This is a genomic window from Streptomyces sp. NRRL S-495, from assembly GCF_000966955.1.
GTDB lineage: Bacteria > Actinomycetota > Actinomycetes > Streptomycetales > Streptomycetaceae > Kitasatospora > Kitasatospora purpeofusca.
On the sequence record NZ_JZWY01000104.1, the window covers coordinates 17,347 to 42,066 of the forward strand.

Below are 24,720 nucleotides of genomic sequence, written 5' to 3' on the forward strand. Positions count from 1 at the left end.
TGCGAACGACCACGGGCGGGTGGTCCGAGGACCACCCGCCCGTGTCGAGTCCCACCCCGGTGTCAGCGGGGACGCCGCCGGGGGTTGCGGGCGCGGTCGCCGCCGCGGGTGGCGCCACCGGTACCGGCCCGGCCGGCCCTGGCCGCGGCCTTGGCCCGACGGGTCGCCGCCCGCACGCCGCCCGGGCTCTCGCCCACCTTGACCTGGATCACCCGGGTCGAGGTCTCCAGGGTGCCGTCGCCGACCGAGATCACCGACCACTCCACCCCGCCGAGCTTCGCCAGCCCGGCCCGCGAGTCGGCGAGCTCCTGCTCCGCGCTGTCACCCTTGAGCGCCAGCATCTGGCCGTACGGCTTCAGCAGCGGGAGGCCCCAGCCGGCCAGTCGCTCCAGCGGCGCCACCGCACGGGCGGTCACCACCTCCACCGCGACCTTGCCGACCATCTCCTCGGCCCGGCCGCGGAGCACGGTGACGTTCTCCAGACCGAGCTCGCGGACCACCTCCTCCAGGAAGGTGGTCCGGCGCAGCAGCGGCTCCAGCAGGGTCACCGAGACGTCCGGGCGGGCCAGCGCCACCGGGATGCCGGGCAGCCCGGCGCCGGAGCCGACGTCGCAGAGTGTCGTCCCGGCCGGCAGCAGCTCGGCGAGCACCGCGCAGTTCAGCACATGGCGGTCCCAGAGCCGGGGCACCTCGCGCGGGCCGATCAGCCCCCGGGTCACGCCCTCGGTCGCCAGCAGCTCGGTGTAGCGGACGGCGGCGTCGAACCGCTCGCCGAAGACCTCCCGGGCGACGGCCGGCGGAGCGGGCGGCGGCTCGACCGCCGGCCGCCCGCCCGCGGACGCGCTCCCGGCATCCGGACCACCGGCTCCCGACTCCGGCTCTCCGGCAGGCACGCTCTCCGTGTCCATCTCGACCTCTCCGCTCCCCGGATCCACCGACCCGCTCCTGCACCGTTTCACGTGAAACATCTCTCGCCGGGCCCGCGCCCCGCGAAGGGACGACGACCCCGCCCGCGCGTGGCGGACGGGGTCGGGTCCTCGTGTCGCATGCCGGCCGCCCTGGCGGCCGGCGGTCGCCCGGCCGTCAGGCCGGCAGCACGACCACGCAACGCTGGGGCTCCTCGCCCTCCGACTCACTGCGCAGACCGGCCGCGGCCACCGCGTCGTGGACGACCTTGCGTTCGAACGGGGTCATCGGACGCAGCTTGACCTGCTCCCCGGAGCTCTTCACCTGCTCCGCGGCCTGGGACCCGAGGGTGGCCAGCTCCGTGCGCTTGCGGGCCCGGAAGCCGGCGATGTCCAGCATGAGGCGGCTGCGCTCGCCGGTCTCCCGGTGGACGGCCAACCGGGTCAGCTCCTGCAGCGCCTCCAGCACCTCGCCGTCCTGGCCGACCAGCCGATGCAGGGCCCGGTCGTTGCCGTCGCTGACGATGGAGACCAGGGCACGGTCCCCCTCGACGTCCATGTCGATGTCACCGTCGAGGTCCGCGATGTCGAGCAGACCCTCCAGGTAGTCCGCCGCGATGTCGCCCTCCTGCTCCAGGCGGGCGACGATGTTCTCGTCGGCGCCGGGGGCGGCCTCGGCCTCGACGGCGGAGGTGGTGCCTTCCGTCACTGATGGACTCCTTCGGAGATGGGCCCGGTTGGTGGGCCGGTAACGAGGTTCAGGGGGCCGCGGAGGCGGTTCGGACCGGGCCGGTCACTTCTTCTTCGGCCGCTGCCCGCCGCGCTTGGGCTGCTGTCGGCCGCCCTGCTGACGGGTGGCGGCCGGCTTGGCCGCGGTCTGCTTGGCGGCACCGGTGGCACCGGCCGCACCGGTGGCACCGGTGCTCGCGGTGTCGGCCGAGTCCGCGGGCACCGCGTCCGCGGGCTGCTCGGCCGGGGCGTCCTTGGTCAGGCTCGCCGGCTGGCCGGCACCGTGCTGGCGCTGCGACTTGGTCTGCTTCCGCGGCTGCTGGCGGCGCACCTGCACCGACTCCTCCACCACGGCCTCGGCGGTGGCGGCCGACTTCTTCGCCGGCAGCAGGCCCCAGAGCGGGCCCTGGATGACGGAGCCGTCCGGGTTCAGCCGGCCCTGCTTCTTCAGCCGCTCCTGACGCTCGTCCCAGGCCTTGCTGCCCGGCGTCGGGTTGTTGCGGATGACGATCAGCTGCTGGCCCATCGACCAGATGTTGGTGGTCAGCCAGTAGACCAGGACACCGACGGGGAAGTTGATGCCCATCACGGCGAACATGATCGGGAAGACGTACATCAGCATCTTCTGCTGCTGCATGAACGGCGTCTTCACGGTGAGGTCGACGTTCTTCGTCATCAGCTGGCGCTGGGTGATGAACTGCGAGAGCGACATCAGGATGATCATCACGGCGACGACGATCTTGACGCTGACCTCGCTGCTGCCGACGAAGGTCGCCGAGAGCGGGGCACCGAAGATGTGGGCCTGCTGGGCGCTGTCCAGCAGGGTGCCGTCGATCACGCCGATCGGCTTGCCGTCGGCGACCTTGGCGAGCACGCCGTAGAGCGCGGTGAAGAACGGCGCCTGCACGATGATGGGAAGGCAACTGGAGAACGGGTTGGTACCCGCCTCCTTGTACAGCTTCATCATCTCTTCGGACTGGCGCTGGCGGTCGTTCTTGTACCGCTCCTGGATGGCCTTCATCTTCGGCTGGATCGCCTGCATGGCCCGGGTCGCCTTGATCTGCTTCACGAAGAGCGGGATCAGGCAGATCCGGATGACGACCACCATCGAGGCGATGGCCAGACCCCAGGCCCAGCCACCGTTCGGATCGAAGACGTGGCTGTACAGCGAGTGGAACTGGACGATGATCCAGGACACCGCTGTGTACAGGGGGTTGAGGAAGGAGAAGGTCACCGGTCAGGCTCCTTGGACATTGGGATCGGCCCCACGGGGCCAATGGTCGCCGGGCCCTCTGGGTCCGGACCGGCGGGGGGCATGATCACCGGCTGGTCGGCGGCGGACCGGCCCTTCAGCCGGTCCCGCAGCCGGCGGTGCCACACCGGATGCTTGCGCGGCGGGACATGGTCGACCCCACCGGGCGTCCATGGATTGCAGCGCAGGATGCGCCACACGGTCAGTGCGCCGCCCTTCACCGCTCCATGCGTCCGCACGGCCTCGAAGCCGTAGTGCGAGCAGGAGGGGTAGTAGCGGCACACCGGACCGAGCAGTGGGCTGATGGTCCACTGGTAGACCCTGATCAGACCCATCAGCAGGTACTTCATCGACCTGCTCCCGTCGGCGCCGAAACAGCATGCTCGGCCTTGAGCAGCCGTTTGAGCGCCGCGTCCAGGTCACGTTCGAGTTCCTGGTACGAGGCGGACGCGGCCGGAGGCAGCGCACGCACCACTATCAGGCTACCGGCGGGCAGCCGGGACAGACGATCACGCACAAGGTGCCGCAACCGGCGCTTGACCAGGTTGCGAGTGACCGCCGGGCCGACGGCCTTGCTCACGACGAAACCCGCACGCGCCGAAGGAGTCCCCTCGGCGACGTGCGGGCGGATGTCGCTGGCCCGGTCGGTGTGATCCCCGGAGCCGTCCTCTCTGGCGAGATGGACGACCAGTAGGGGCTTACCGGCCCGACGACCGCGTTTGACCGCGGTCGCGAAGTCCTGGCGCCGCCGCAGCCGATTCTCGGAGGGCAGCACAACAGACTCTGGTGCGGATCAGGCGGACAGGCTGGTGCGGCCCTTGCCACGGCGGGCAGCCAGGATGGCGCGGCCGGCGCGGGTACGCATACGCAGCCGGAAGCCGTGGGTCTTCGCGCGACGACGGTTGTTCGGCTGGAAGGTGCGCTTGCTCACTCGGGGGCTCCTGAGGTGAATCGTAGGATGACGGGTGATCGCTTGGCCGTCACCGTGCGTCCGCGTGATCTCCCCGATTACGGAAATCCGGCCCATCACCCCAGTTCGGCTGGGGTTTGAGGCAATCCACGGCGCCCGTGCTGCGCGCCTTATGGAGCGGGTGGACCCGCGGACATGCGGCAGCGGCCATCGACAACTCGACCTGGTTACGGTACGCGGGACGGGGCACGAGGGTCAAACCAGCCGCCTGGAGGCGGTTTGCCCACAGCCTGTGGACAACGACTTGATCCCGCTCTGTTCGCTGACTACCGTTGCAGGACTTGTCTGGTTTGTTCATTGGAAAGCGTGCACCAGTGGCTGATGTCAACAGCGACCTCGTCCCGGTCTGGGCCAGGGTCGTCGAGCGCCTGGTCGCCGACCCGGACATCGGGGAGATGGACAAACAGTGGGTGCAGCGCACCCAGCCGATGTGGATGATGCACGACACCGCCCTGCTGGCGGCCCCCAACGAGCGGGCCAAGCAGGTGCTGGAGGGGCGGCTGCTGCCGCAGCTGGCCGAGGCGCTCTCCCGCGAGCTGGGCCGCCCGGTGCGGATCGCCGTGATGGTCGACGCCAACGCGATGCCCACCATGCCCGCTCCCGCCGCCCAGGCGCCCGTGGAGCCGTACCCGAACCCGTCGGGACACGACGAGCACGACGAGCACGACGACCGCCGCGGGCACGACGACCGGCACCGGCAGGACGACCGCCAGCGGCACGACGACCGGCAGCAGCGGCAGGACGAGCGCCACGGGCAGGACGAGGGCCACTACGGCGGCCCGGGCTACCCGCGCCCCTACGAGTCCGACTACGACCGGCCCCGCTACGACAACGGCGGCTACGAGCAGCGCCCCGCGCCCTACGGCGGCCCGGCGGCCGGCCCGGTCTGGCCCGGCTACCAGGAGCAGCAGCCCGACTACCGCGAGCCCGACGAGCCGATGGACCGGCGGGCGCCGAGGGCCCTGCCCCCGTCCTCGACCACCCAGGGCGACCTCTTCGGCGGCGCCTACGGCCCCGGGCCCGGCGAGCACCCGCGGACCGCCTCCGGCCGTCGCGGCCCGGGCGGCCGCCCCGCCCAGCGCCCCACGGACAAGGCGCAGGCCGAGCGCGCCACCGACCGGCCGGCGGTACCGGGGGTTCCCCCGCCGCCCGGCGCACCGCCCGCCGGCGGGTCCCGCAAGGACGAGCCGGCCGCCCGGCTGAACCCCAAGTACCTCTTCGACACCTTCGTCATCGGCGCCAGCAACCGCTTCGCGCACGCGGCGGCGGTGGCGGTCGCCGAGGCCCCGGCCAAGGCGTACAACCCGCTCTTCATCTACGGCGAGTCCGGGCTGGGCAAGACCCACCTGCTGCACGCCATCGGGCACTACTCGCGCAGCCTCTTCCCGGGCACCCGGGTGCGGTACGTGTCCTCGGAGGAGTTCACCAACGAGTTCATCAACTCGATCCGGGACGGCAAGGCGGACACCTTCCGCAAGCGCTACCGGGACATGGACATCCTGCTCGTGGACGACGTGCAGTTCCTGGCGAGCAAGGAGTCCACGCAGGAGGAGTTCTTCCACACCTTCAACACCCTGCACAACGCCAACAAGCAGATCGTGCTCTCCTCCGACCGGCCGCCGAAGCTGCTGACCACGCTGGAGGACCGGCTGCGCAACCGCTTCGAGTGGGGGCTGATCACCGACGTCACCCCGCCGGAGCTGGAGACCCGGATCGCGATCCTGCGCAAGAAGGCGATCCAGGAGCAACTCAACGCCCCGGCCGACGTGCTGGAGTTCATCGCGTCCCGGATCACCCGGAACATCCGGGAGCTGGAGGGGGCCCTGATCCGGGTCACCGCCTTCGCCAACCTCAACCGGGCGCCGGTCGACCTGGAGCTGGCCGGGATCGTCCTCAAGGACCTCATCCCCGGCGGTGACGAGGACGCCGGGCCGGAGATCACCGCCCAGGTGATCATGCAGCAGACCGCGGCCTACTTCGGCCTCGGCGTGGACGACCTCTGCGGATCCTCGCGCAGCCGGGTGCTGGTGACGGCCCGCCAGATCGCCATGTACCTCTGCCGCGAGCTGACCGACCTCTCGCTGCCGAAGATCGGCGCGCAGTTCGGCGGCCGCGACCACACCACGGTGATGCACGCGGACCGCAAGATCCGCTCGCTGATGGCGGAGCGGCGCTCGATCTACAACCAGGTCACCGAGCTCACCAACCGCATCAAGAGCTGACTTCCCGGCCCGTCCGCGGGACGGGCGTCAGGTGGCCGGAAAAGGGCGTCAGGAGCGATCCTGACGCCCTTTCGGCATATCCACAGGTGTGCGTCGGCGGCCGGCGGGGCAGGGATGCCGGTGACGGACGCTCCGCCAGTCCACAGCCCGCGCCGAACATCTGACCAGGGATTCGAACGCCCAGGGTGCGCGAGGCCGAAATCCACAGGCCGGACCGGTTCTCCACTGTCCACAGGGCGGGTGGCCGGAAGTTATCCAGAATTCCTCCACAGGGTGGCCGCCGCTACGCTCTTCCGCGCAGGTCAGGTGCCTGTGGACTTGTGCACAACAGTTATCCACAGGCTGTGGACAATTGGCGGCCCGTCACTGGGCCGTCCGGGTTGTCCACCGGTTGTCCCCAGGGAGAGGGCAGTTGTCCCCAGGTTGTCCACAGCTGTGTCCACAGTTCGACAACCTTCTGCGGGCGTTCATACCCAGGTGTGAAAGGCGTCACGAAAAGTTGACCGGGGCCCGTGGATAACCGGGCCCGGATCTGGGGACGGAGCTGGGGATAACCTGTGGATACCCAGCGTGCCCTGTGGGTAACGCTCCGCCGTCCACAGCGGGCCGTGTTCGTCCACAGCCGCCATCCACATGTCCTGTGGACAAAAAACCGGGCCTGACCTGCTAAAACAGGGTTATCCACGGTTTCCACAGGCCCTACTACTACCACTACACCTATAGACCCATCGAACTGCTCAAAAGCAGGTGGGCCCGAAATCTGTGGACAACCGGGCCCCGACATCCGTTCGAGTTGCTTCCGCCCGTCTGCCCCGTCTGTCGGTGGAGTACGTCAGACTGTCCTCGGCGACTGGAAGCGGAGCGGCGGAGCTCGGCGGACAGCCGCACCGAAGACCAAGATCAGAAGAACCAGACGTGCGAGCGGGAGCGCTCGATCCAGGAGGCGGTTACCGGTGAAGTTCCGGGTGGAGCGTGACGTCCTCGCGGAGGCGGTGGCCTGGGCTGCTCGCAGCCTCCCGGCACGGCCGCCGGTGCCGGTGCTGGCCGGCCTGCTGCTGACGGCGCAGGACGGCAGCCTGGCCCTGTCCGGCTTCGACTACGAGGTCTCGGCCCGGGTCGGGCTGGAGGCCGACATCGAGGAGCCCGGCACCGTGCTGGTCTCCGGCCGGCTGCTCAACGACATCTCGCGCAACCTGCCCAACCGGCCGGTGGAGATCTCCACCGACGGCCAGCGGGTCAGCGTGGTCTGCGGCAGCTCCCGGTTCACCCTGCCGACCCTCCCGGTCGACGAGTACCCGGCCCTGCCGGCGATGCCGACCGCGACCGGCACCGTCCCGGGCGACGTCTTCGCCTCCGCGGTCAGCCAGGCCGCCGTGGCCGCCGGCCGCGACGACACCCTGCCGGTGCTCACCGGCGTCCGGGTCGAGATCGAGGGCGACCGGATCACCCTGGCCGCCACCGACCGCTACCGCTTCGCCGTCCGCGAGCTGATGTGGAAGCCCGAGCAGTCCGACATCTCGGCGGTCGCGCTGGTCCCGGCCAAGACCCTCCAGGACATCGCCAAGTCCCTGGGCAGCGGCGACAGCGTCTCCATCGCGCTCTCCTCGGGCGGCGCGGGCGAGGGCCTGATCGGCTTCGAGGGCGCCGGCCGGCGGACCACCACCCGGCTGCTGGAGGGCGAGTTCCCCAAGTACCGCAGCCTCTTCCCGACCGAGTTCAACGCGATCGCGGCGATCCAGACCCAGCCCTTCCTGGAGGCGCTCAAGCGTGTCTCCCTGGTGGCCGAGCGCAACACCCCGGTCCGGCTGAACTTCGAGGAGGGCGTGCTCACCCTGGAGGCCGGCTCCGGCGACGACGCCCAGGCCACCGAGCGGATCGACGCCTCCCTGGAGGGCGACGCCATCTCGATCGCGTTCAACCCGGGCTACCTGGAGGAGGGCCTCAAGGCCATCGACTCCCCCTTCGCCCAGCTGAGCTTCACCACCCCGACCAAGCCCGCGCTGCTCAGCGGCAAGGCCTCGGTGGACGCCGAGGCCGACGAGGCGTACCAGTACCTGATCATGCCGGTCCGCCTCTCCGGCTGAGCCCGGGACACCCGGCCGGACGCTCCGGCCGGGTCCGCGCACCGGCCGGCTTCCGGTCCGCCGGGCCGTTCGCCCACAGCCCTGTGAACAAACCTGTGGAAGCCTCCCCCGGTCGGCCCCGATCGCGGGGAGGCGCTCGCGCTCCAGCACGTAGGCTCAAGGAAGCGCGGCAACGGCGCCGCCCGCAGAGACGTCACCACAGGTAAGGATTTGGCTATGGAGCTCGGCCTCATCGGTCTCGGCAAGATGGGCGGCAACATGCGCGAGCGGATCCGCCGCGCCGGCCACACCGTCATCGGCTACGACCGCAACCCCGACATCTCCGACGTCGAGAGCCTCCAGGAGCTGGTCTCCAAGCTGCAGGGCCCGCGCGTCGTCTGGGTCATGGTCCCGGCGGGCGCCGCCACCCAGGCCACCGTGGACGAGCTGGCCGAGCTGCTGTCCCCCGGTGACGTGGTCGTCGACGGCGGCAACTCCCGCTGGACCGACGACATCAAGCACGCCGAGGCGCTGGCCGCCAAGGGCATCGGCTTCGTCGACTGCGGCGTGTCCGGCGGCGTCTGGGGCCTGGAGAACGGCTACGCGCTGATGTACGGCGGCGACGCCGCGCACGTCGCCCTGGTCAAGCCGGTCTTCGACGCGCTCAAGCCCGAGGGCGACTTCGGCTCGGTGCACGCGGGCGCGGTCGGCGCCGGCCACTTCGCCAAGATGGTCCACAACGGCATCGAGTACGCGATGATGCAGGCCTTCGCCGAGGGCTGGGAGCTGCTGGAGGCCGCCCCCGAGGTCACCGACGTCCGCGAGGTCTTCCGCAGCTGGCAGGAGGGCACCGTGATCCGCTCCTGGCTGCTCGACCTGGCCGTCCGGGCCCTGGACGACGACGAGCACCTGGCCAAGCTCAAGGGCTGGGCCGCCGACTCCGGCGAGGGCCGCTGGACCGTCGAGGCCGCGATCGACCACGCCGTCCCGCTGCCGGCGATCACCGCCTCGCTGTTCGCGCGCTTCGCCTCCCGCCAGGACGACTCGCCGCAGATGAAGATGATCGCCGCGCTGCGCAACCAGTTCGGCGGCCACGCGGTCGAGTCGAAGTAGTCCCGAAGCTTCTCCACAGAACCCGAGGCTTCTCCACAGAAGGCGAGCGCAGTCCACCGCCATGCACGTCGCGCACCTGTCGCTCGCCGACTTCCGCTCCTACGCCCGGGCCGAGGTTCCCCTCGACCCGGGCGTGACGGCGTTCGTCGGCCCCAACGGCCAGGGCAAGACCAATCTGGTCGAGGCGGTCGGCTACGTCGCCACCCTGGGCAGCCACCGGGTCGCCACCGACGCCCCGCTGATCCGGCTGGGCGCCGAGAGCGCCGTGATCCGCACCTCGGTGGTCGACCGGGGACGCTCCACCCTGGTCGAGCTGGAGATCACTCCGGGCAAGGCCAACCGGGCCCGGATCAACCGCTCCGACAACGTCCGCCCGCGCGATGTGCTGGGCCTGCTGCGCACCGTGCTGTTCGCCCCCGAGGACCTCGCCCTGGTCAAGGGCGACCCGGGGGAGCGCCGGCGCTTCCTGGACGAGCTGCTGACCGCCCGCGCGCCCCGGCTGGCCGGGGTCCGGCAGGACTACGAGCGGGTGCTCAAGCAGCGCAACGCCCTGCTGAAGACCGCCGCGATGGCCCGCCGGGCCGGTGGCGGCAAGGGCGCCGACCTCTCCACCCTGGAGGTGTGGGACGGCCATCTGGCCCGGGCCGGCGCCGAGCTCACGGCCTTCCGCCGAGCTCACGGCCTTCCGCCTGCAGCTGGTGGCCTCCCTCCAGCCGCTGGTCTCGGCCGCCTACGGGCAGCTCGCGCCGGGGGGCGGCGACACCGCGCTGGAGTACCGCAGCTCCTTCGAGGGCGAGCTGCCGACCAGCCGCGAGGAGGCCGAGGAGCAGCTGCTCCAGGCGCTGCGGACGGTCCACAAGCAGGAGGTCGACCGGGGGATCACCCTGGTCGGTCCGCACCGGGACGAGCTGGTGCTCAAGCTCGGTCCGCTGCCCGCCAAGGGCTACGCCAGCCACGGCGAGTCCTGGTCGTTCGCGCTGGCGCTGCGGCTGGCCTCCTACGAGCTGCTGCGCTCGGACGGGGGAGAGCCGGTGCTGATCCTGGACGACGTCTTCGCGGAGCTGGACGCCGCCCGCCGCGACCGGCTGGCCGAGCTGGTGGCCGGCGGCGAGCAGGTGCTGGTCACCGCGGCGGTCGCCGAGGACGTGCCGAAGGCGCTGGCCGGGGCCCGGTACACGGTCGCCGACGGCGCGGTGCAGCGCGTCACCGCCTGATCCCGCCGTCCGCCGTACCCGGCCCGCGGCGGGTCTCCCCCGCCCCGCCGAGGGCTGCCCGGGCGGTCCCGGACACCTCCGTACGACACCCACCCGCGCCGCCCGGGCCGGTCCGGCTCCCGTACGCTGGACGGCTCACCGTTGTCCACAGGGTGGGGATAAGGAGATCGCCGTGAGCGAGTCGGCGGAGCACCCCGAGCCGACCGGTGCCGATCTGGCGCGTTCGGCGCTGCGGGCGGCCCGGGCGCAGGCCCGCCAGCGCGGTGAGCAGGTGCGCGAGAAGCGTGAGGCGAAGCGCACAGGTCTGCGCAGCGGGGCCCGCTCGGACGGCCGTGACCCGGTGCCGCTGGGGGCGGCGCTCAACCGGCTGCTGACCGAACGCGGCTGGGAGTCCTCGGCGGCGGTCGGCGGGGTGATGGGCCGTTGGCCGCAGATCGTCGGGCCCGACATCGCCGCGCACTGCACCCCGACCGCCTACGACGACGAGGCGGCGGTGCTCACCGTGCAGTGCGACTCCACCGCCTGGGCGACCCAACTGCGCTGGCTGGCACGGCAGTTGGTGGCACGCCTGAACCACGAGCTGGGCCACGGCACGGTGCGCACGATCAAGGTGCTCGGCCCGGCCGCCCCGGTGCGCGGCTACGGCCGGCTGCGCGCTCCCGGCAGCAAGGGGCCGGGTGACACCTGGGGGTGACCCCGGAGGGTGCCGGGAGGGAGCGGACCGTAATCCTCCGGAACCCCTGACGGCCCTTCCAGGCGCTCTGAGCCCCCCGGTCGAGTATCGGGACATGTCCCGAGGGGATTCAGGGCGGCATTTCTGCCCTCAGAGGCTGCCAAACGCCCATCGATGTCAGTCGTACCGGTAGACTGAAGGGCAAACACTGTTGCTAGTGGCAACCGAGTCGAAACGCCGTGGTCGCACGCCCGCCCGTAGGGGAGCGGGGATGCGGCCCGTGCTGTGCCAGAGAGGGCGCTTCGTGGCCGATTCCGGCAACCCCAGCCAGATCCCAGACCAGACCGACCAGGCCGAGAGGTCGTACGACGCCAGCGCCATCCAGGTGCTGGAGGGCCTCGACGCCGTCCGCAAGCGCCCCGGCATGTACATCGGTTCCACCGGTGAGCGCGGCCTGCACCACCTGGTGCAGGAGATCGTGGACAACTCCGTCGACGAGGCGATGGCCGGGCACGCGGACACCATCAACGTATCGCTCCTGGCCGACGGCGGCGTCCGCGTGGTCGACAACGGCCGAGGCATCCCGGTCGGCATCATGCCGGGCCAGGGCAAGCCCGCCGTCGAGGTCGTGCTGACGGTCCTGCACGCGGGCGGCAAGTTCGGCAACGGCGGCTACGCGGTCTCCGGCGGTCTGCACGGCGTCGGCGTCTCGGTGGTGAACGCGCTGTCCACCCGCCTCGCCGTGGAGATCCACACCGACGGCCACCGCTGGACGCAGGAGTACAAGGTCGGCGCGCCGACCGCCCCGCTGTCGCAGCACGAGGCCACCGAGCTCACCGGCACCAGCGTCACCTTCTGGGCCGACCCGGACATCTTCGAGACCACGGTCTACTCCTTCGAGACGCTCTCCCGGCGCTTCCAGGAGATGGCGTTCCTCAACAAGGGCCTGACCATCGCCCTGACCGACGAGCGCCCGGAGCACGTCGACGAGGAGGGCAAGCCGCTCTCCGTCACCTACAAGTACGACGGTGGCATCGCCGACTTCGTCGCCCACCTCAACTCCCGCAAGGGCGACGTGATCCACCCCTCGGTGATCGACTTCGAGGCGGAGGACAAGGACAAGGCGATCTCGGTCGAGATCGCCATGCAGTGGAACTCCTCGTACACCGAGGGGGTCTACTCCTTCGCCAACACGATCCACACCCACGGCGGCGGTACCCACGAGGAGGGCTTCCGCGCCGCGCTGACCGGTCTGGTCAACCGCTACGCCCGCGACAAGAAGCTGCTCCGGGAGAAGGACGACAACCTCTCCGGCGAGGACATCCGCGAGGGCCTGACCGCGATCATCTCGGTCAAGCTCGGCGAGCCGCAGTTCGAGGGCCAGACCAAGGACAAGCTCGGCAACACCGAGGCGAAGACCTTCGTCCAGCGGGTCGTGCACGAGCAGCTGAACGACTGGCTGGACCGCAACCCCAACGAGGCCGCGGACATCATCCGCAAGTCCATCCAGGCCGCCACCGCGCGCGTCGCCGCCCGCAAGGCCCGCGACCTCACCCGCCGCAAGGGCCTGCTGGAGTCCGCCTCGCTGCCGGGCAAGCTCAGCGACTGCCAGTCCAAGGACCCGTCCGAGTGCGAGATCTTCATCGTCGAGGGTGACTCCGCCGGCGGCTCGGCCAAGCAGGGCCGCGACCCGCGCACCCAGGCCATCCTGCCGATCCGCGGCAAGATCCTGAACGTCGAGAAGGCCCGGATCGACAAGGTGCTGCAGAACACCGAGGTCCAGGCGCTGATCTCGGCCTTCGGCTGCGGCATCCAGGAGGACTACGACGAGTCCAAGCTGCGGTACCACAAGATCGTGCTGATGGCCGACGCCGACGTCGACGGGCAGCACATCCGCACCCTGCTGCTGACCCTGCTGTTCCGCTTCATGCGGCCGCTGGTCGAGTCGGGCTACGTGTACCTCGCGATGCCGCCGCTGTACAAGATCAAGTGGGGCAAGGACGACTTCGAGTACGCCTACTCCGACCGCGAGCGCGACGCCGTGATCGCGGCCGGCGTCGAGGCCGGCCGCCGGCTGCCCAAGGACGACGCGATCCAGCGGTTCAAGGGTCTCGGCGAGATGAACGCCGAGGAGCTCCGGGTCACCACCATGGACGCCGAGCACCGGCTGCTGCTCCAGGTCACCCTGGAGGACGCCGCCCGTGCCGACGAGCTGTTCTCGGTCCTGATGGGCGAGGACGTCGAGGCCCGCCGCTCCTTCATCCAGCGCAACGCCAAGGACGTCCGCTTCCTGGACGTGTGACGCCTGCCCGCAGCAGGCCCCGCACGTACCAGTCCGCGTGAAAGGAAACTGACCACCAGTGGTCGACGACAACCGTCCCGACGGCGAGCAGCCCGAGACCCCCGAGGCCGCCGCTACGGTGACCATGCGCATCGAGCCGGTCGAGCTCGAGACCGAGATGCAGCGTTCGTACCTCGACTACGCCATGAGCGTGATCGTCAGCCGGGCGCTGCCCGAGGTGCGCGACGGCCTGAAGCCGGTCCACCGCCGGGTGCTGTACGCGATGTACGACGGGGGCTACCGCCCCGAGAAGGGCTACTACAAGTGCGCCCGCGTCGTCGGCGACGTGATGGGCAACTACCACCCGCACGGTGACACCTCGATCTACGACACCGTGGTCCGGCTGGCCCAGCCGTGGTCGCTGCGGATGCCGCTGGTCGACGGCAACGGCAACTTCGGCTCGCCGGGCAACGACCCGGCCGCCGCCATGCGCTACACCGAGTGCAAGATGGCGCCGCTGGCCATGGAGATGATGCGCGACATCGACGAGGAGACCGTCGATTTCGCCGCCAACTACGACGGCCGCTCGCAGGAGCCGACCGTCCTGCCCGCGCGCATCCCCAACCTGCTGGTCAACGGCGCCACCGGCATCGCGGTCGGCATGGCCACCAACATCCCGCCGCACAACCTCCGCGAGGTCGCCTCCGGCGCGCTCTGGGCGCTGGAGCACCCGGACGCCTCCAACGAGGAGCTGCTGGAGGCCCTGATCGAGCGGATCAAGGGCCCCGACTTCCCCACCGGCGCGCTGATCGTCGGCCACCGCGGCATCAACGACTACTTCCACACCGGCCGCGGCTCGGTCACCATGCGGGCCGTGGTCGAGGTCGAGGAGATCCAGGGCCGCCAGTGCCTGGTGATCACCGAGTTGCCGTACCAGGTCAACCCGGACAACCTCGCGCTGAAGATCGCCGACCTGGTCAAGGACGGCCGGGTCGCCGGCATCGCGGACGTCCGCGACGAGTCCTCGTCCCGGACCGGTACCCGCCTGGTGGTCGTGCTCAAGCGCGACGCCGTCGCCAAGGTCGTGCTGAACAACCTCTACAAGCACACCGAGCTGCAGACCAACTTCGGCGCCAACATGCTGGCCCTGGTCGACGGCGTGCCGCGCACCCTGTCGCTCGACGCCTTCATCCGGCACTGGGTCAACCACCAGGTCGAGGTCATCGTCCGGCGCACCACCTTCCGGCTGCGCAAGGCCGAGGAGCGCGCCCACATCCTGCGCGCCCTGCTCAAGGCCCTGGACCTGATCGACGAGGTCATCGCGCTGATCCGGGCCTCGGCCAGCGCCGACGCCGCCCGCAGCGGCCTGATGCAGCTGCTCTCGATCGACGAGCTCCAGGCCAACGCGATCCTGGAGATGCAGCTGCGCCGGCTGGCCGCCCTGGAGCGGCAGCGGATCATGGACGAGCACGACGAGCTGCAGCGCAAGATCGACGAGTACAACGCGATCCTCGCCTCGCCGGTCCGCCAGCGCGAGATCATCTCCGAGGAACTCACCGCGATCGTCGAGAAGTACGGCGACGAGCGGCGCTCGACCCTGATCCCCTCCGACGGCGACCTCTCGATCGAGGACCTCATCGCCGAGGAGGACATCGTCGTCACGATCACCCGCGGCGGCTACGTCAAGCGCACCCGCTCCGACCTCTACCGCTCGCAGAAGCGCGGCGGCAAGGGCGTGCGCGGCGCGCAGCTCAAGCAGGACGACATCGTCGACCACTTCTTCGTGACGACGACCCACAACTGGATCCTGTTCTTCACCAACAAGGGCCGGGTCTACCGCGCCAAGGGCTACGAGCTGCCGGACGCCGGGCGCGACGCCCGCGGCCAGCACGTGGCCAACCTGCTGGCCTTCCAGCCGGACGAGCACATCGCCCAGGTGATGGCCGTCCGCACCTACGAGGACAAGCCCTACCTCGTCCTCGCCACCCGGGCCGGCCTGGTGAAGAAGTCCCAGCTCAAGGACTACGACTCCCCGCGCTCCGGCGGTCTGATCGCGATCAACCTGCGCCAGGACGACGAGGGCCGGGACGACGAGCTGATCGGCGCCGAACTGGTCTCCGCCGCGGACGACCTGCTGCTGGTGTCCAAGAAGGCGCAGTCGATCCGCTTCACCGCGACCGACGACGCGCTGCGCCCGACCGGGCGCGCCACCTCGGGCGTCAAGGGCATGTCCTTCCGCGAGGACGACGAACTGCTCTCGATGAACGTGGTCCGCCCGGACACCTACGTCTTCACCGCGACCGACGGCGGCTACGCCAAGCGCACCGGGGTGGACGAGTACCGTGTCCAGGGACGCGGCGGCTACGGCACCAAGGCGGCGAAGATCGTCGAGGGCCGGGGCTCGCTGGTCGGCGCCCTCGTCGTGGACGAGAGCGACGAGATCATGGCGATCACCCTGTCCGGCGGGGTGATCCGCACGAGGGTTTCCGAGGTTCGTGAAACCGGACGTGACACCATGGGCGTCCAACTGATCAACCTGGGTAAGCGCGATGCGGTCGTGGGCATGGCCCGCAACGCGGAGGCCGAGGACGAGGAGTCGGTCGAGGACGAGGTGGCCATCGAGTCCACCGGGTCCACCGAGGAGGCCGAAGGTACGGGAACGGCGCCGGGCGAGCAGAGCGCCCAGGCCTGACCTCGTACCGCGTCGGCCGGTACCGTCACATCCGTACATTCGTGCGCGACGTGCCGGTACCGGCCGACGACCAGTACCGGGCAATCCCGCCGGGCGCTGGATGACGAGTGACGAAGCAGGGCGGTGCGGCCGTCCTGGTGGGAAGTGCGGGAGGACCAGTGAGTGGAGCCACGGGTGCTGCGGGAGGAGCCACCGGCGGCCGTCCGGGCGCAGCACAGGGCGGCGGGGCGTACGGCGTGCCGCAGCCGCCGGCCGAGCACCCGGCCGCGTCCACCTCGCTGATGCCCCCGGTCGGCGGTGCGGGCCAGGGCAGCGCGGGGTACGGCGGCCAGCCGGCCCCGCCGCCGGGTGCACCGGCGGGTGGCGGGAGCGGGTTCTCGCAGCCGACCACCTACGCCAAGGGGCAGCCGACCCCGCCCCGGGGCACCCGGGTCGGCGGCGGCCCGACCCCGCCCGGCGGGACGCCCGCCGGCGGCACCCGCCGCCCGGCCGCCCCGCCGGTGGCCGCGGGCGGCCTGGGACGGACCAGGAAGGCCCGGCTGCGGGTGACCAAGGCCGACCCGTGGTCGGTCATGAAGGTCAGCTTCCTGCTGTCGCTGGCGGTCGGGATCATCATCATCGTGGCGGCCGCGGTGCTGTGGATGACGCTGGACTCGCTCGGCGTCTTCGACTCGCTCGCCAAGACGCTGAAGGACGTCACCGGTTCGGACACCAACGGCGGCGGCCTGAACCTCATGGACTACGTGGGCTTCGGCAAGGTGATGACCTTCACCTCGCTGATCGCCGTGGTCGACGTGGTGCTGCTGACCGCGCTGTCCACGCTCTCGGCGTTCATCTACAACGCGGCGGCCGGCTTCACCGGCGGCATCGAGCTCACCCTGGCCGAGGAGGACTGACCGTCCGGGCATGACCCGGGCTCAGTTCCCGCCCCGCACGGGGCGTTTCCGCCCAGGGGCGGAATCAGCGGGCCCCACCGGCTGTTGCAGCCGGTGGGGCCCGTCGGCATTCGGGTGACAGCCGCAGTGCGCGGCGCGCCTCCCGGACGGGCCGGGTGGGTGGTGGGCTTAGCTTGGTCAGCCCGTTCCGCTTCTCCCGGCCGCCGCAGGCCTCCCGGTCCCACCCGGACCCACCGGTCGGGACCGGTACGGCCGCACAGGCACGGTAGGACGGAGGCGCGCGGTGGCGGAGCTCGCAAGGCGACTGGTCGAGGCCCTGGACGGGCTGCTGGGGGTCCCGGTGCCGCTGCGACTGCAGACCTGGGACGGCAGCACCGCCGGCCCGCCCGGGGCGCCCACCCTGGTGCTGCGCAACCGCAGGGCGCTGCGCCGGCTGCTCTGGCGGCCGAACGAGCTGGGCCTGGCCCGGGCCTATGTCGCGGGCGACCTCGACGTCGCCCCGGGCAGCGACCTGTACGAGGTGCTGCGCGCGGTCGCGCACGTCGCCGAACTCCCGGAGGTGCGCCGGCTGCGGCTCGGCCCCGGTGACGTACTGGGGGCCAGGGGCCGCCGCGCCGTGGGCGCCCTGCTGCGAGCGGGTGCGATCGGCCCCCAGCCGGCCCCGCCGGCCGAGGAGGCGCCGGACAGCCGCGGCCGGGCGCACAGTCGCAGCCGGGACCGCGCCGCGATCCACCACCACTACGACGTCGGCAACGACTTCTACGCCCTGGTGCTGGGTCCTTCGATGGTGTACTCCTGCGCGTACTGGGAGCCGGCCGCCAGGAGTCTGGAGGCGGCCCAGGAGGCCAAGCTGGACCTCATCTGCCGCAAGCTCGGCCTGCGGCCCGGGATGCGGCTGCTGGACGTCGGCTCCGGCTGGGGCTCGCTGGTGCTGCACGCGGCCCGGCACTACGGGGTGACGGCGGTCGGGGTCTCGATCTCCGCGGAGCAGGTGGCGCTGGCCCGCCGGCGGGTCGAGGAGGCGGGCCTCGCGGACCGGGTGGAGATCCGGCTCCAGGACTACCGGGAGATCCCGGACGGCCCGTTCGACGCGATCTCCAGCGTCGGCATGGCCGAGCACGTCGGAGAGGCCCAGTACCAGGTGTACGCGGAGCACCTGTACCGGCTGCTGGCGCCCGGCGGCCGACTGCTCAACCACCAGATCGCCCGCCGGCCGGACCGCCCCGGCGAGCCGTACCGCCCCAGCCCGTTCATCGACCGCTACGTCTTCCCGGACGGCGAGCTGTCGCCGGTCGGTTCCACCGTGTCCCGGCTGGAGGCGGCGGGCTTCGAGGTGCGCGACGTCGAGTCGCTCCGCGAGCACTACGGGCTGACCCTGCGTGAGTGGGTGGCCAATCTGGAGGCGCACTGGACGGAGGCGGTCCGGCTGGTCGGCCGCGGCCGGGCCCGGGTCTGGCGGCTCTACATGGCGGCCTCCGCGCTGGCCTTCGAGGAGAACCGGATCGGGGTCAACCAGATCCTCGCGGTCCGCACCGGCGCGGACGGCGCGGCCCGGCTGCCCGCCACCCGCGCCGAATGGCTGGCCGCCCCGGGCACCGCCTCCGACCTGCCCCTCCCGGAGGGTCCCGGCGGAGGGCCGGACGTATCGGATTTGGGGGATCGGCGATCGGTCCGCTAATCTTTCAGTGCGGCAAGGGGCTATAGCTCAGACGGTTAGAGCGCTTCCCTGATAAGGAAGAGGCCACAGGTTCAAGTCCTGTTAGCCCCACCACCGCGAAGGGCCCGGAGCACCGCTCCGGGCCCTTCGGCGTTTTCCCGGCCGGGAGCCGGAACCACGGGCCCCGCCCGGGGGTTGTACCGGGCGGGGCCGGGACTCCCCGGCGGCTTCCGACGGACGAGGCGGTGGCGCACATGGCGATGGTCTTCGCGATGACCATTCCCGGGCTGGTCTGTGTGCTGGTGGCGCTGTCCTTCGTCGACCAGCTGGCCCTGCGGGCACGCCGGTCGCGGCTGGTGCCCTGGCGGGGGACCGGCCGGGAGGGACAGATATCCGCGACCGGCTTCGAGCAGCTGCACGCGCAGTTCGCGGCCGGCAAGCAGCACCAGCTCGACGAGCGGCAGAGCAGTCTGATGCTGCGCGACGAGGAGGGCGAGGGCGCGCCGCCCCGCACCAGGGTGGACCTCGCGGGCGGAGTGGCGGTGGTGGTGCCTCCGACGGCGTCCGCCCCGGCTCCCGCTCCGGCGTCCGCACCGGCTCCCGACCGGGCTTCCGGCCCGGTGCCGCGGTCGGTCGGGCAGGAACGGTGACGGCCCTGCGGAGGGTCTGCGCCGGGCGGAACGTACGACAGGAGGTGTGGCGTCAATCCTCCGACCGGACGGGTCGGTTGGAGGCAGCGGTGGCTGGTCACGATTGGGACACCGGTGTGTATCATCGGCCGCAAGGGCAGTCCGGCCAGCCGACAGCCCGTTCGTGCTCGTAACAAACCATGGACTCGTCGGCCCGATCGGAACGATCGGCGCACGGCTGCTGAGTCCGTCAACGCAAGAAGGACGAGGTCCCGCGGTGAAGAAGCTTCTCCTGGTCGCCCTGGTCGCCCTCGGCGGCTTCTTTGTCTACCGTCAGGTCCAGGCGGACCGCGCCGAGCAGGACCTGTGGACCGAGGCCACCGACCCGGTCCCGGCCGGTCGCTGAGGCCCCGGACGATCTGACGATCGACAGTCTTCGGAGGCGCCGGACGGTGCCTCCAGGGCCGGTCGGCCCGGTCGGGTGACCGGGTCGGCCGGACGTTCCCGGCCCCGCACGGCAGGAGAGCCGGGACAGGGCACCGGATTCGCGCCGGAACCGGGTACGCTAGTGCCCGGTGGTGCGCATGGTGCCGCCCCGGGGCTTTAGCTCAGTTGGTAGAGCGCTGCCTTTGCAAGGCAGATGTCAGGAGTTCGAGTCTCCTAAGCTCCACAGTGTGTCCACCGCGTGTGGACGGCCCGGCGGCCGCCGACCTGAACCCAGGTCAGCGGCCGCCGGGCTTTTTCAGTGCGGTTTGCGCGGATCGTGCGGCTTGGGACGGTCGTCCTCGTCGTGGGCCGCGGCGGGCCCGGCATGGTCCTGCGCCGGGCCCGACCCGGGCCGGTCCTCCACCGCGGCGGCCCCGTCCGGGGTGTCGGCCGAGCCGTTCACGGTGCTGCCGCCGGTGCCCGAGGCGTGCGCGCCGACCGGACCGGCGGAGGCGGCGGACGGCGGCTCGACCAGCCACTCCGGGTTGCTGCGGTGCCGCCACCACTGCCAGGCGACCAGTCCGCTGGCGATCGCGACCAGGCCGGCCACGGCCAGGCCGGTGGCCCAGCCGCCCCGGCAGGACCGGCGGGCGTTGCGGGCCGCGAGGTCGCCGATCTCGGCCGAGGTGACATTGCCGCGCATCGCGGTCAGGGCGGCGGCGCCGCGCATCTGGGCCTCCTGCGCCACCGGGACGACGGCGGCGCGGGCCTCCTCGACGGCTTGCACGACCTTGGGGGCGACGGTGGAGCGGGCCTGGTCGGCGGCCCGGGCGGCGGACAGGCGGGCGGCCAGCGCCTTCTCCTGGGCGCGGTGCAGCGCCTTGAGGGCGTTCTGCTGTGCCTCCGGTGGCAGGCTGGCGAAGGCGTGACCGACCTGGGGGGCGATGTGCCGGTCGTACTGGACGCGCGCGGTGTGGGCGGCCTGGGAGGCCTGCTGCCGGGCGTTGTCCGCGAAGTTGCCGGCCGTCTCACGGGCCGAGTCCAAACGGGTCACGAGAGTCTCTCCTCCTGGTGGCGTCCTATATGCACATATCCACCTGAATGCTGATCATGCATCCGTATTTGTCCGACGGCATGCCGGAGTGGGCCGTACGCGGGGCAACGCTGCGGGGCGCCGGGGTGGGCCGCCGTGCGGCGCGACGGCGCGGTCGGGGGCGCGTGGGCCGGTCGGGCGCGGGTATGGCCGCAGTAGGCTGGCGGTTCCGGCGGGTCCCCGTCGGGAGCGCGCACGCGTCGTCGCAGCAAGTCGCAGCAAGTCGTGGCAGAAGGGGATTGCCGATGCTCCCGGACGAGCCCAGGCCGCCGATCGACCGGACTCCGGGGCCCGAGGGCGGGCACGGGCCGGCCCGTTGCTACCGGCACCCCGAGCAGGAGACCGGCATCGGCTGTTCGCGCTGCGGCCGGCCGATCTGCCCGCAGTGCATGGTGAACGCCTCGGTGGGCTTCCACTGCCCCGAGTGCGTCCAGGAGGGCGGCCGGCAGGTCCGGCGGGCGACCACCCGGTTCGGCGGGCGCCCGGCCGGCGGCGACCCCCTGGTCACCAAGGCGCTGATCGGCATCAACCTGGTGGTGTTCGTCCTGGCCGCCTACGTGCTCACGCCGTGGCTGGGCTACGACCTCGAACTGCGCAGCTTCGCCCCCGACCCGTCGTACCCCTTCACCAACGGCGTCGCCGAGGGCCCGGGCCAGTGGTACCGGCTGCTGACCGCCGTCTTCCTGCACACCGCGCCCTGGCACATCGCCACCAACATGCTGGTGCTCTGGGTGCTCGGCCCGCAGCTGGAGGCCGCGCTGGGGCGGATCCGCTTCCTCGCGCTCTACCTGCTCTCCGGGCTGGCCGGCAGCGCCTTCGCGTTCCTGGTGGCCGGTGACTCGATGCGGTCGCTGGGCGCCTCCGGCGCGGTCTTCGGCCTGCTGGGCGCGACCGTGGTGCTGTACCGCCGGGTCCGGGCGCCGCTCGGGCCGATCGTCGCGCTGCTGGTGTTCAACCTGATCGTCACCTTCTCGGTGCAGGGCATCGACTGGCGGGCCCACCTCGGCGGGCTGGTCGCCGGGATGCTGACCGCGGCCGGCCTGATGTACGCCCCGCGGGCCCACCGGGCGGCGGTGCAGGGGCTGACGCTGGCGGGGGTGGCGGGCCTGGTGCTGGTGATGCTCCTGGTCGGGACGGCCGCCTACGGCGGGTGATCCGACGCCGCCGGACGGTACGCGCGCGGGTACGACGACCGCACGGTTGTCCACAGCGGGTACGGGGTTGTGCACAGGCGGTGCCGACCGATGGGTGCGGACGACCGTTCTACGCGTGTCCCGCTGTGCGTATCCAGTATTCGGGGGAGGGCGCGCGGCGGTGCGGAAAGCGCCCCCGGCGCAAGTTATCCACAGGCCCGCAGGACTTTTCCCCACTGTGGATAACCATGTGGATAAACGAGATAAGCGGATAACCGCGAACCCCGGAGCTCCGCACAGCCGTCCGGGCGCACCACGAAGCCACCCCGGGGACGAACCGTACCGGGGCGGCGGTGGAGGAACTCAGGGCCGGGGCCCGAACGTCATTTCCACTGGGTGGAGACGCCGAAGCCCGCCGCGATGAAGCCGAAGCCCACCAGGATGTTCCAGTTCCGCCAGCTCTCGACGGGCCAGCTGCCACTCGTCACGTAATAGGTGACGATCCAGACCAGACCGATCAGGAACATCGCCAACATCAAGGGGGCAACCCAGCCGCGGCCCGAACTGATCTTCACCGTCGCCGTGGTCGGCGGCGTGTAGTCGGACTTCTTGCGGAGTCGGGACTTCGGCACGAGGAGCTCTCCTGTCGATGCGCTGTGACCGCGCAGGGGTTCACGGTGGTGTGGCGGCGTCCGTTAGCGTAGTGGCTCGGCGGGTCCGAAGGAGATAAGGGTACGGTGCCTAATTTGTCGATTCCCCCTCGGCCCGTCCGTACCCGCGCCTCCGGCACCCGAATTGTCGGACGTGCCCTGACCTGCGCCGTCTTCGCGCTCGCCGGACTGCTCTTCTACATCAGCGCGCAGACCGCCCGCGGCACCGATCTGCGCACCGACAACTCGCTGCTCAGCCTCTCCGACGTGATACGGCAGCGCAGCGCCCAGAACCAGCAGTCCCAGGCCCAGCTCGCCGACCTCCAGGACCGGTCCCAGCGGCTCACCGAGCAGCAGGGCGGCAGTCCGGCCGACGCCGCCCGGCTGACCGCCCTGGAACAGGCCGCCGCCCTGGAGCCGCTCCAGGGCCCCGGCCTCACCGTCACCCTCAACGACGCCCCGCCGAACGCGACCTCGCGCGTCCCCGGGGTGCGCGAGCCGGACGTCAACGACCTGGTCATCCACCAGCAGGACATCCAGGCCGTGGTCAACGCGCTCTGGCGCGGCGGAGCCGAGGGCGTCCAGGTGATGGACCAGCGGCTGATCTCCACCAGCGCGGTCCGCTGCGTCGGCAACACCCTGCTGCTCCAGGGCCGGGTCTACTCCCCGCCCTACGTGGTCAAGGCGGTCGGGCGGACCGACGCGCTGCGCGCCGCCGTCGACACGGACCCCTCGATCCGCACCTACCAGAAGTACGTGCAGGCCTACGGCCTGGGCTGGAAGCTGCAGGAGAGCGGCGACCTCGCCCTGCCCGGCTACTCGGGCACGGCGGACCTCCGCTCGGCCACCGGCCAGTAGCGGGCCGGTGCGCCGGACCGCTCCCGGGGCCGGGTCTACTCTTGACCCCAGTCCAATACGTCGAGGGAGCACCATGTACGGCTGGATCTGGCGTCATCTGCCGGGGAACATCCTGGTCAAGGCCGCGATCTCGGTGCTCCTCGTGCTGGGACTGGTCTACCTGCTCTTCACCTACGTCTTCCCGTGGGCGGAACCGCTGCTCCCCTTCGGTGACGTCACAGTGGACGGGAACGGCGACGGCGCCGTCGGCTGACCCGACGACCCGCCCCGTCCCGTCCCGGTCCCCGCACCCCTCGGAGAACGCGCGCCCATGACCTCCCGGCCGACCCAGCCCCGCATCCTGGTCGTCGACAACTACGACAGCTTCGTCTTCAACCTGGTCCAGTACCTCTACCAGCTCGGCGCCACCTGCGAGGTGGTCCGCAACGACGAGGTGACCGTCGAGCACGCGGTGCGCCGCGACGGCGACCGGGGCTTCGACGGGGTGCTGCTCTCCCCCGGTCCGGGCGCCCCGGAGGAGGCCGGCGTCTGCATCGAGATGGTGCACCACTGCGCGCGGGCCGGCCTGCCGGTGTTCGGCGTCTGCCTGGGGCTGCAGTCGATCGCGGTGGCCTACGGCGCGGTGGTCGGCCGGGCGCCGGAGCTGCTGCACGGCAAGACCTCGCCGGTCGAGCACGAGGACGGCGGCGTGTTCGCGGGCCTGCCCTCACCGCTCACCGCGACCCGGTACCACTCGCTGGCGGTCGAGCCGGCCACCGTGCCGGACGAGCTGGTGGTCACCGCGCGCACCGGCAGCGGCGTCATCATGGGGCTGCGCCACCGGGACCTCGCGGTGGAGGGTGTGCAGTTCCACCCGGAGTCGGTGCTCACCGAGGGCGGTCACCGGATGCTCGCCAACTGGCTGGCCCAGTGCGGTTACCCGCTGGCCGTCGACCGGTCGGCCGGGCTCGCCCCGGTGATCGGCCGGGGCTGAGCGGCGTGACCGCGGTGCGTCCGGAGGGGCGATACCAGCCGGGGGCGGACCCGGAGGGCGGTGACGCGTACCGCGCCGGGGGGCCGTTCGGGCAGCAGCACGACCCGTACGGGCAGCAGCACCTCCAGGGCGGCCCGTACCAGCAGGCCCCGCAGCAGTACCCGCAGGGCGGCGCGGGGCCGTACCCGCAGCAGGGCGCGTACCCGCAGCAGGACCAGTACGGCCAGTACCCGCAGCAGCCCCAGCCGGGCCAGTACGGTCAGCAGCCCCAGCAGCCCCAGCAGCCCCAGC

The 24,720-nt window shown here is 71.5% G+C and carries 22 protein-coding genes, 2 tRNA genes and 2 pseudogenes; 17 read left to right on the top strand and 9 right to left on the bottom strand.

Annotation, left to right across the window (positions count from 1 at the left end):
* Nucleotides 1-62 precede the first annotated feature (62 nt).
* The 6 genes from rsmG to rpmH form a co-directional block, all read right to left on the bottom strand.
* Entirely contained in the window at nucleotides 63-908 is an 846-nt protein-coding gene (gene rsmG / locus VR45_RS07645; RefSeq protein ID WP_045938901.1) for a 16S rRNA (guanine(527)-N(7))-methyltransferase RsmG, read from the bottom strand.
* 175 nt (nucleotides 909-1,083) lie between these two features.
* Nucleotides 1,084-1,614, bottom strand: a complete 531-nt coding sequence (locus VR45_RS07650) for a R3H domain-containing nucleic acid-binding protein (RefSeq protein ID WP_030392424.1) — start codon at nucleotides 1,612-1,614, stop codon at nucleotides 1,084-1,086.
* 84 nt (nucleotides 1,615-1,698) lie between these two features.
* On the bottom strand, nucleotides 1,699-2,868 hold the full coding sequence (yidC, locus tag VR45_RS07655; protein ID WP_045938902.1) for a membrane protein insertase YidC: 1,170 nt from the start codon (nucleotides 2,866-2,868) through the stop codon (nucleotides 1,699-1,701).
* A complete protein-coding gene (yidD, locus tag VR45_RS07660) occupies nucleotides 2,865-3,236 on the bottom strand; it encodes a membrane protein insertion efficiency factor YidD (protein WP_045938903.1) in 372 nt (123 codons plus the stop codon). The genes yidC and yidD overlap by 4 nt, the downstream gene beginning before the upstream one ends.
* Entirely contained in the window at nucleotides 3,233-3,661 is a 429-nt protein-coding gene (gene rnpA / locus VR45_RS43745) for a ribonuclease P protein component (protein WP_078896308.1), read from the bottom strand. The genes yidD and rnpA overlap by 4 nt, the downstream gene beginning before the upstream one ends.
* A gap of 18 nt (nucleotides 3,662-3,679) precedes the next feature.
* Nucleotides 3,680-3,817, bottom strand: a complete 138-nt coding sequence (rpmH, locus tag VR45_RS07670) for a 50S ribosomal protein L34 (protein ID WP_030392420.1) — start codon at nucleotides 3,815-3,817, stop codon at nucleotides 3,680-3,682.
* A 353-nt stretch (nucleotides 3,818-4,170) separates the two neighbouring features.
* Here rpmH and dnaA point away from each other — a divergent pair, with 353 nt between their 5' ends.
* The 13 genes and pseudogenes from dnaA to VR45_RS07730 all read left to right on the top strand — a co-directional run bounded on the left by dnaA (nucleotide 4,171) and on the right by VR45_RS07730 (nucleotide 19,966).
* A complete protein-coding gene (dnaA, locus tag VR45_RS07675) occupies nucleotides 4,171-6,078 on the top strand; it encodes a chromosomal replication initiator protein DnaA (RefSeq protein WP_045938904.1) in 1,908 nt (635 codons plus the stop codon).
* 953 nt (nucleotides 6,079-7,031) lie between these two features.
* On the top strand, nucleotides 7,032-8,162 hold the full coding sequence (gene dnaN / locus VR45_RS07680; protein ID WP_045938905.1) for a DNA polymerase III subunit beta: 1,131 nt from the start codon (nucleotides 7,032-7,034) through the stop codon (nucleotides 8,160-8,162).
* A gap of 195 nt (nucleotides 8,163-8,357) precedes the next feature.
* Nucleotides 8,358-9,254, top strand: a pseudogene (gene gnd / locus VR45_RS07685) (phosphogluconate dehydrogenase (NAD(+)-dependent, decarboxylating)); the annotation flags it as partial.
* Nucleotides 9,255-9,315: 61 nt separating this feature from the next.
* Nucleotides 9,316-10,468, top strand: a pseudogene (gene recF / locus VR45_RS07690) (DNA replication/repair protein RecF).
* Nucleotides 10,469-10,640: 172 nt separating this feature from the next.
* The gene (locus VR45_RS07695; protein WP_234325874.1) at nucleotides 10,641-11,162 is read left to right on the top strand and encodes a DciA family protein; all 522 of its coding nucleotides are present in this window, start codon (nucleotides 10,641-10,643) and stop codon (nucleotides 11,160-11,162) included.
* A gap of 259 nt (nucleotides 11,163-11,421) precedes the next feature.
* Nucleotides 11,422-13,443 (top strand): DNA topoisomerase (ATP-hydrolyzing) subunit B, encoded by a 2,022-nt coding sequence (gene gyrB / locus VR45_RS07700; protein ID WP_045938922.1) that lies wholly within the window; start codon nucleotides 11,422-11,424, stop codon nucleotides 13,441-13,443.
* A gap of 124 nt (nucleotides 13,444-13,567) precedes the next feature.
* The gene (gyrA, locus tag VR45_RS07705) at nucleotides 13,568-16,114 is read left to right on the top strand and encodes a DNA gyrase subunit A (protein ID WP_045938923.1); all 2,547 of its coding nucleotides are present in this window, start codon (nucleotides 13,568-13,570) and stop codon (nucleotides 16,112-16,114) included.
* Nucleotides 16,115-16,272: 158 nt separating this feature from the next.
* Complete coding sequence (locus tag VR45_RS07710) at nucleotides 16,273-17,010, top strand: DUF3566 domain-containing protein (protein ID WP_045938908.1); 738 nt, start codon at nucleotides 16,273-16,275, stop codon at nucleotides 17,008-17,010.
* A gap of 283 nt (nucleotides 17,011-17,293) precedes the next feature.
* Nucleotides 17,294-18,688, top strand: a complete 1,395-nt coding sequence (locus VR45_RS07715) for a cyclopropane-fatty-acyl-phospholipid synthase family protein (protein ID WP_045938909.1) — start codon at nucleotides 17,294-17,296, stop codon at nucleotides 18,686-18,688.
* 16 nt (nucleotides 18,689-18,704) lie between these two features.
* A tRNA-Ile gene (locus VR45_RS07720) sits at nucleotides 18,705-18,781 on the top strand.
* Nucleotides 18,782-18,939: 158 nt separating this feature from the next.
* Entirely contained in the window at nucleotides 18,940-19,317 is a 378-nt protein-coding gene (locus tag VR45_RS07725) for a DUF6191 domain-containing protein (protein ID WP_353612669.1), read from the top strand.
* A 256-nt stretch (nucleotides 19,318-19,573) separates the two neighbouring features.
* The gene (locus tag VR45_RS43750; RefSeq protein ID WP_014137031.1) at nucleotides 19,574-19,702 is read left to right on the top strand and encodes a DLW-39 family protein; all 129 of its coding nucleotides are present in this window, start codon (nucleotides 19,574-19,576) and stop codon (nucleotides 19,700-19,702) included.
* A gap of 191 nt (nucleotides 19,703-19,893) precedes the next feature.
* Nucleotides 19,894-19,966 (top strand) — tRNA-Ala (locus VR45_RS07730).
* Nucleotides 19,967-20,038: 72 nt separating this feature from the next.
* Here the strand turns inward: VR45_RS07730 and VR45_RS07735 are convergent.
* Nucleotides 20,039-20,776: a DUF5324 family protein gene (locus VR45_RS07735; protein WP_159394143.1), complete on the bottom strand. Its 738-nt coding sequence runs from the start codon at nucleotides 20,774-20,776 to the stop codon at nucleotides 20,039-20,041.
* 284 nt (nucleotides 20,777-21,060) lie between these two features.
* On the opposite strand from VR45_RS07735, the gene VR45_RS07740 reads away from it, so the two are divergent.
* Nucleotides 21,061-21,969: a rhomboid family intramembrane serine protease gene (locus tag VR45_RS07740; protein ID WP_107084125.1), complete on the top strand. Its 909-nt coding sequence runs from the start codon at nucleotides 21,061-21,063 to the stop codon at nucleotides 21,967-21,969.
* Nucleotides 21,970-22,331: 362 nt separating this feature from the next.
* Here VR45_RS07740 and crgA read toward each other — a convergent pair whose 3' ends face one another.
* Nucleotides 22,332-22,580, bottom strand: coding sequence for a cell division protein CrgA (crgA, locus tag VR45_RS07745; RefSeq protein WP_030305412.1), 249 nt, complete (start codon nucleotides 22,578-22,580; stop codon nucleotides 22,332-22,334).
* Between the two features lie 120 nt (nucleotides 22,581-22,700).
* Between crgA and VR45_RS07750 the strand changes: the two genes are divergently transcribed.
* From VR45_RS07750 to VR45_RS07760, 3 genes are all read left to right on the top strand, one after another.
* Nucleotides 22,701-23,456: a DUF881 domain-containing protein gene (locus VR45_RS07750; RefSeq protein WP_045938926.1), complete on the top strand. Its 756-nt coding sequence runs from the start codon at nucleotides 22,701-22,703 to the stop codon at nucleotides 23,454-23,456.
* A 73-nt stretch (nucleotides 23,457-23,529) separates the two neighbouring features.
* The gene (locus VR45_RS07755) at nucleotides 23,530-23,709 is read left to right on the top strand and encodes a hypothetical protein (protein ID WP_030392405.1); all 180 of its coding nucleotides are present in this window, start codon (nucleotides 23,530-23,532) and stop codon (nucleotides 23,707-23,709) included.
* Nucleotides 23,710-23,766: 57 nt separating this feature from the next.
* Entirely contained in the window at nucleotides 23,767-24,429 is a 663-nt protein-coding gene (locus VR45_RS07760; RefSeq protein WP_045938911.1) for an aminodeoxychorismate/anthranilate synthase component II, read from the top strand.
* On the opposite strand, the gene VR45_RS07765 is transcribed toward VR45_RS07760, so the two are convergent.
* Nucleotides 24,372-24,720, bottom strand: a 349-nt coding sequence (locus VR45_RS07765; RefSeq protein WP_045938912.1) for a hypothetical protein, incomplete at its 5' end; no start/stop codon positions are given. The genes VR45_RS07760 and VR45_RS07765 overlap by 58 nt on opposite strands.

Coding starts and splice junctions, on each gene's coding strand:
- VR45_RS07740 (WP_107084125.1), top strand. CDS start 21,061: ATGCTCCCGGACGAGCCCAGGCCGCCGATCGACCGGACTCCGGGGCCC.
- rsmG (WP_045938901.1), bottom strand. CDS start 908: ATGGACACGGAGAGCGTGCCTGCCGGAGAGCCGGAGTCGGGAGCCGGT.
- VR45_RS07760 (WP_045938911.1), top strand. CDS start 23,767: ATGACCTCCCGGCCGACCCAGCCCCGCATCCTGGTCGTCGACAACTAC.
- VR45_RS07755 (WP_030392405.1), top strand. CDS start 23,530: ATGTACGGCTGGATCTGGCGTCATCTGCCGGGGAACATCCTGGTCAAG.
- yidD (WP_045938903.1), bottom strand. CDS start 3,236: ATGAAGTACCTGCTGATGGGTCTGATCAGGGTCTACCAGTGGACCATC.
- gyrA (WP_045938923.1), top strand. CDS start 13,568: ATGCGCATCGAGCCGGTCGAGCTCGAGACCGAGATGCAGCGTTCGTAC.
- VR45_RS07725 (WP_353612669.1), top strand. CDS start 18,940: ATGACCATTCCCGGGCTGGTCTGTGTGCTGGTGGCGCTGTCCTTCGTC.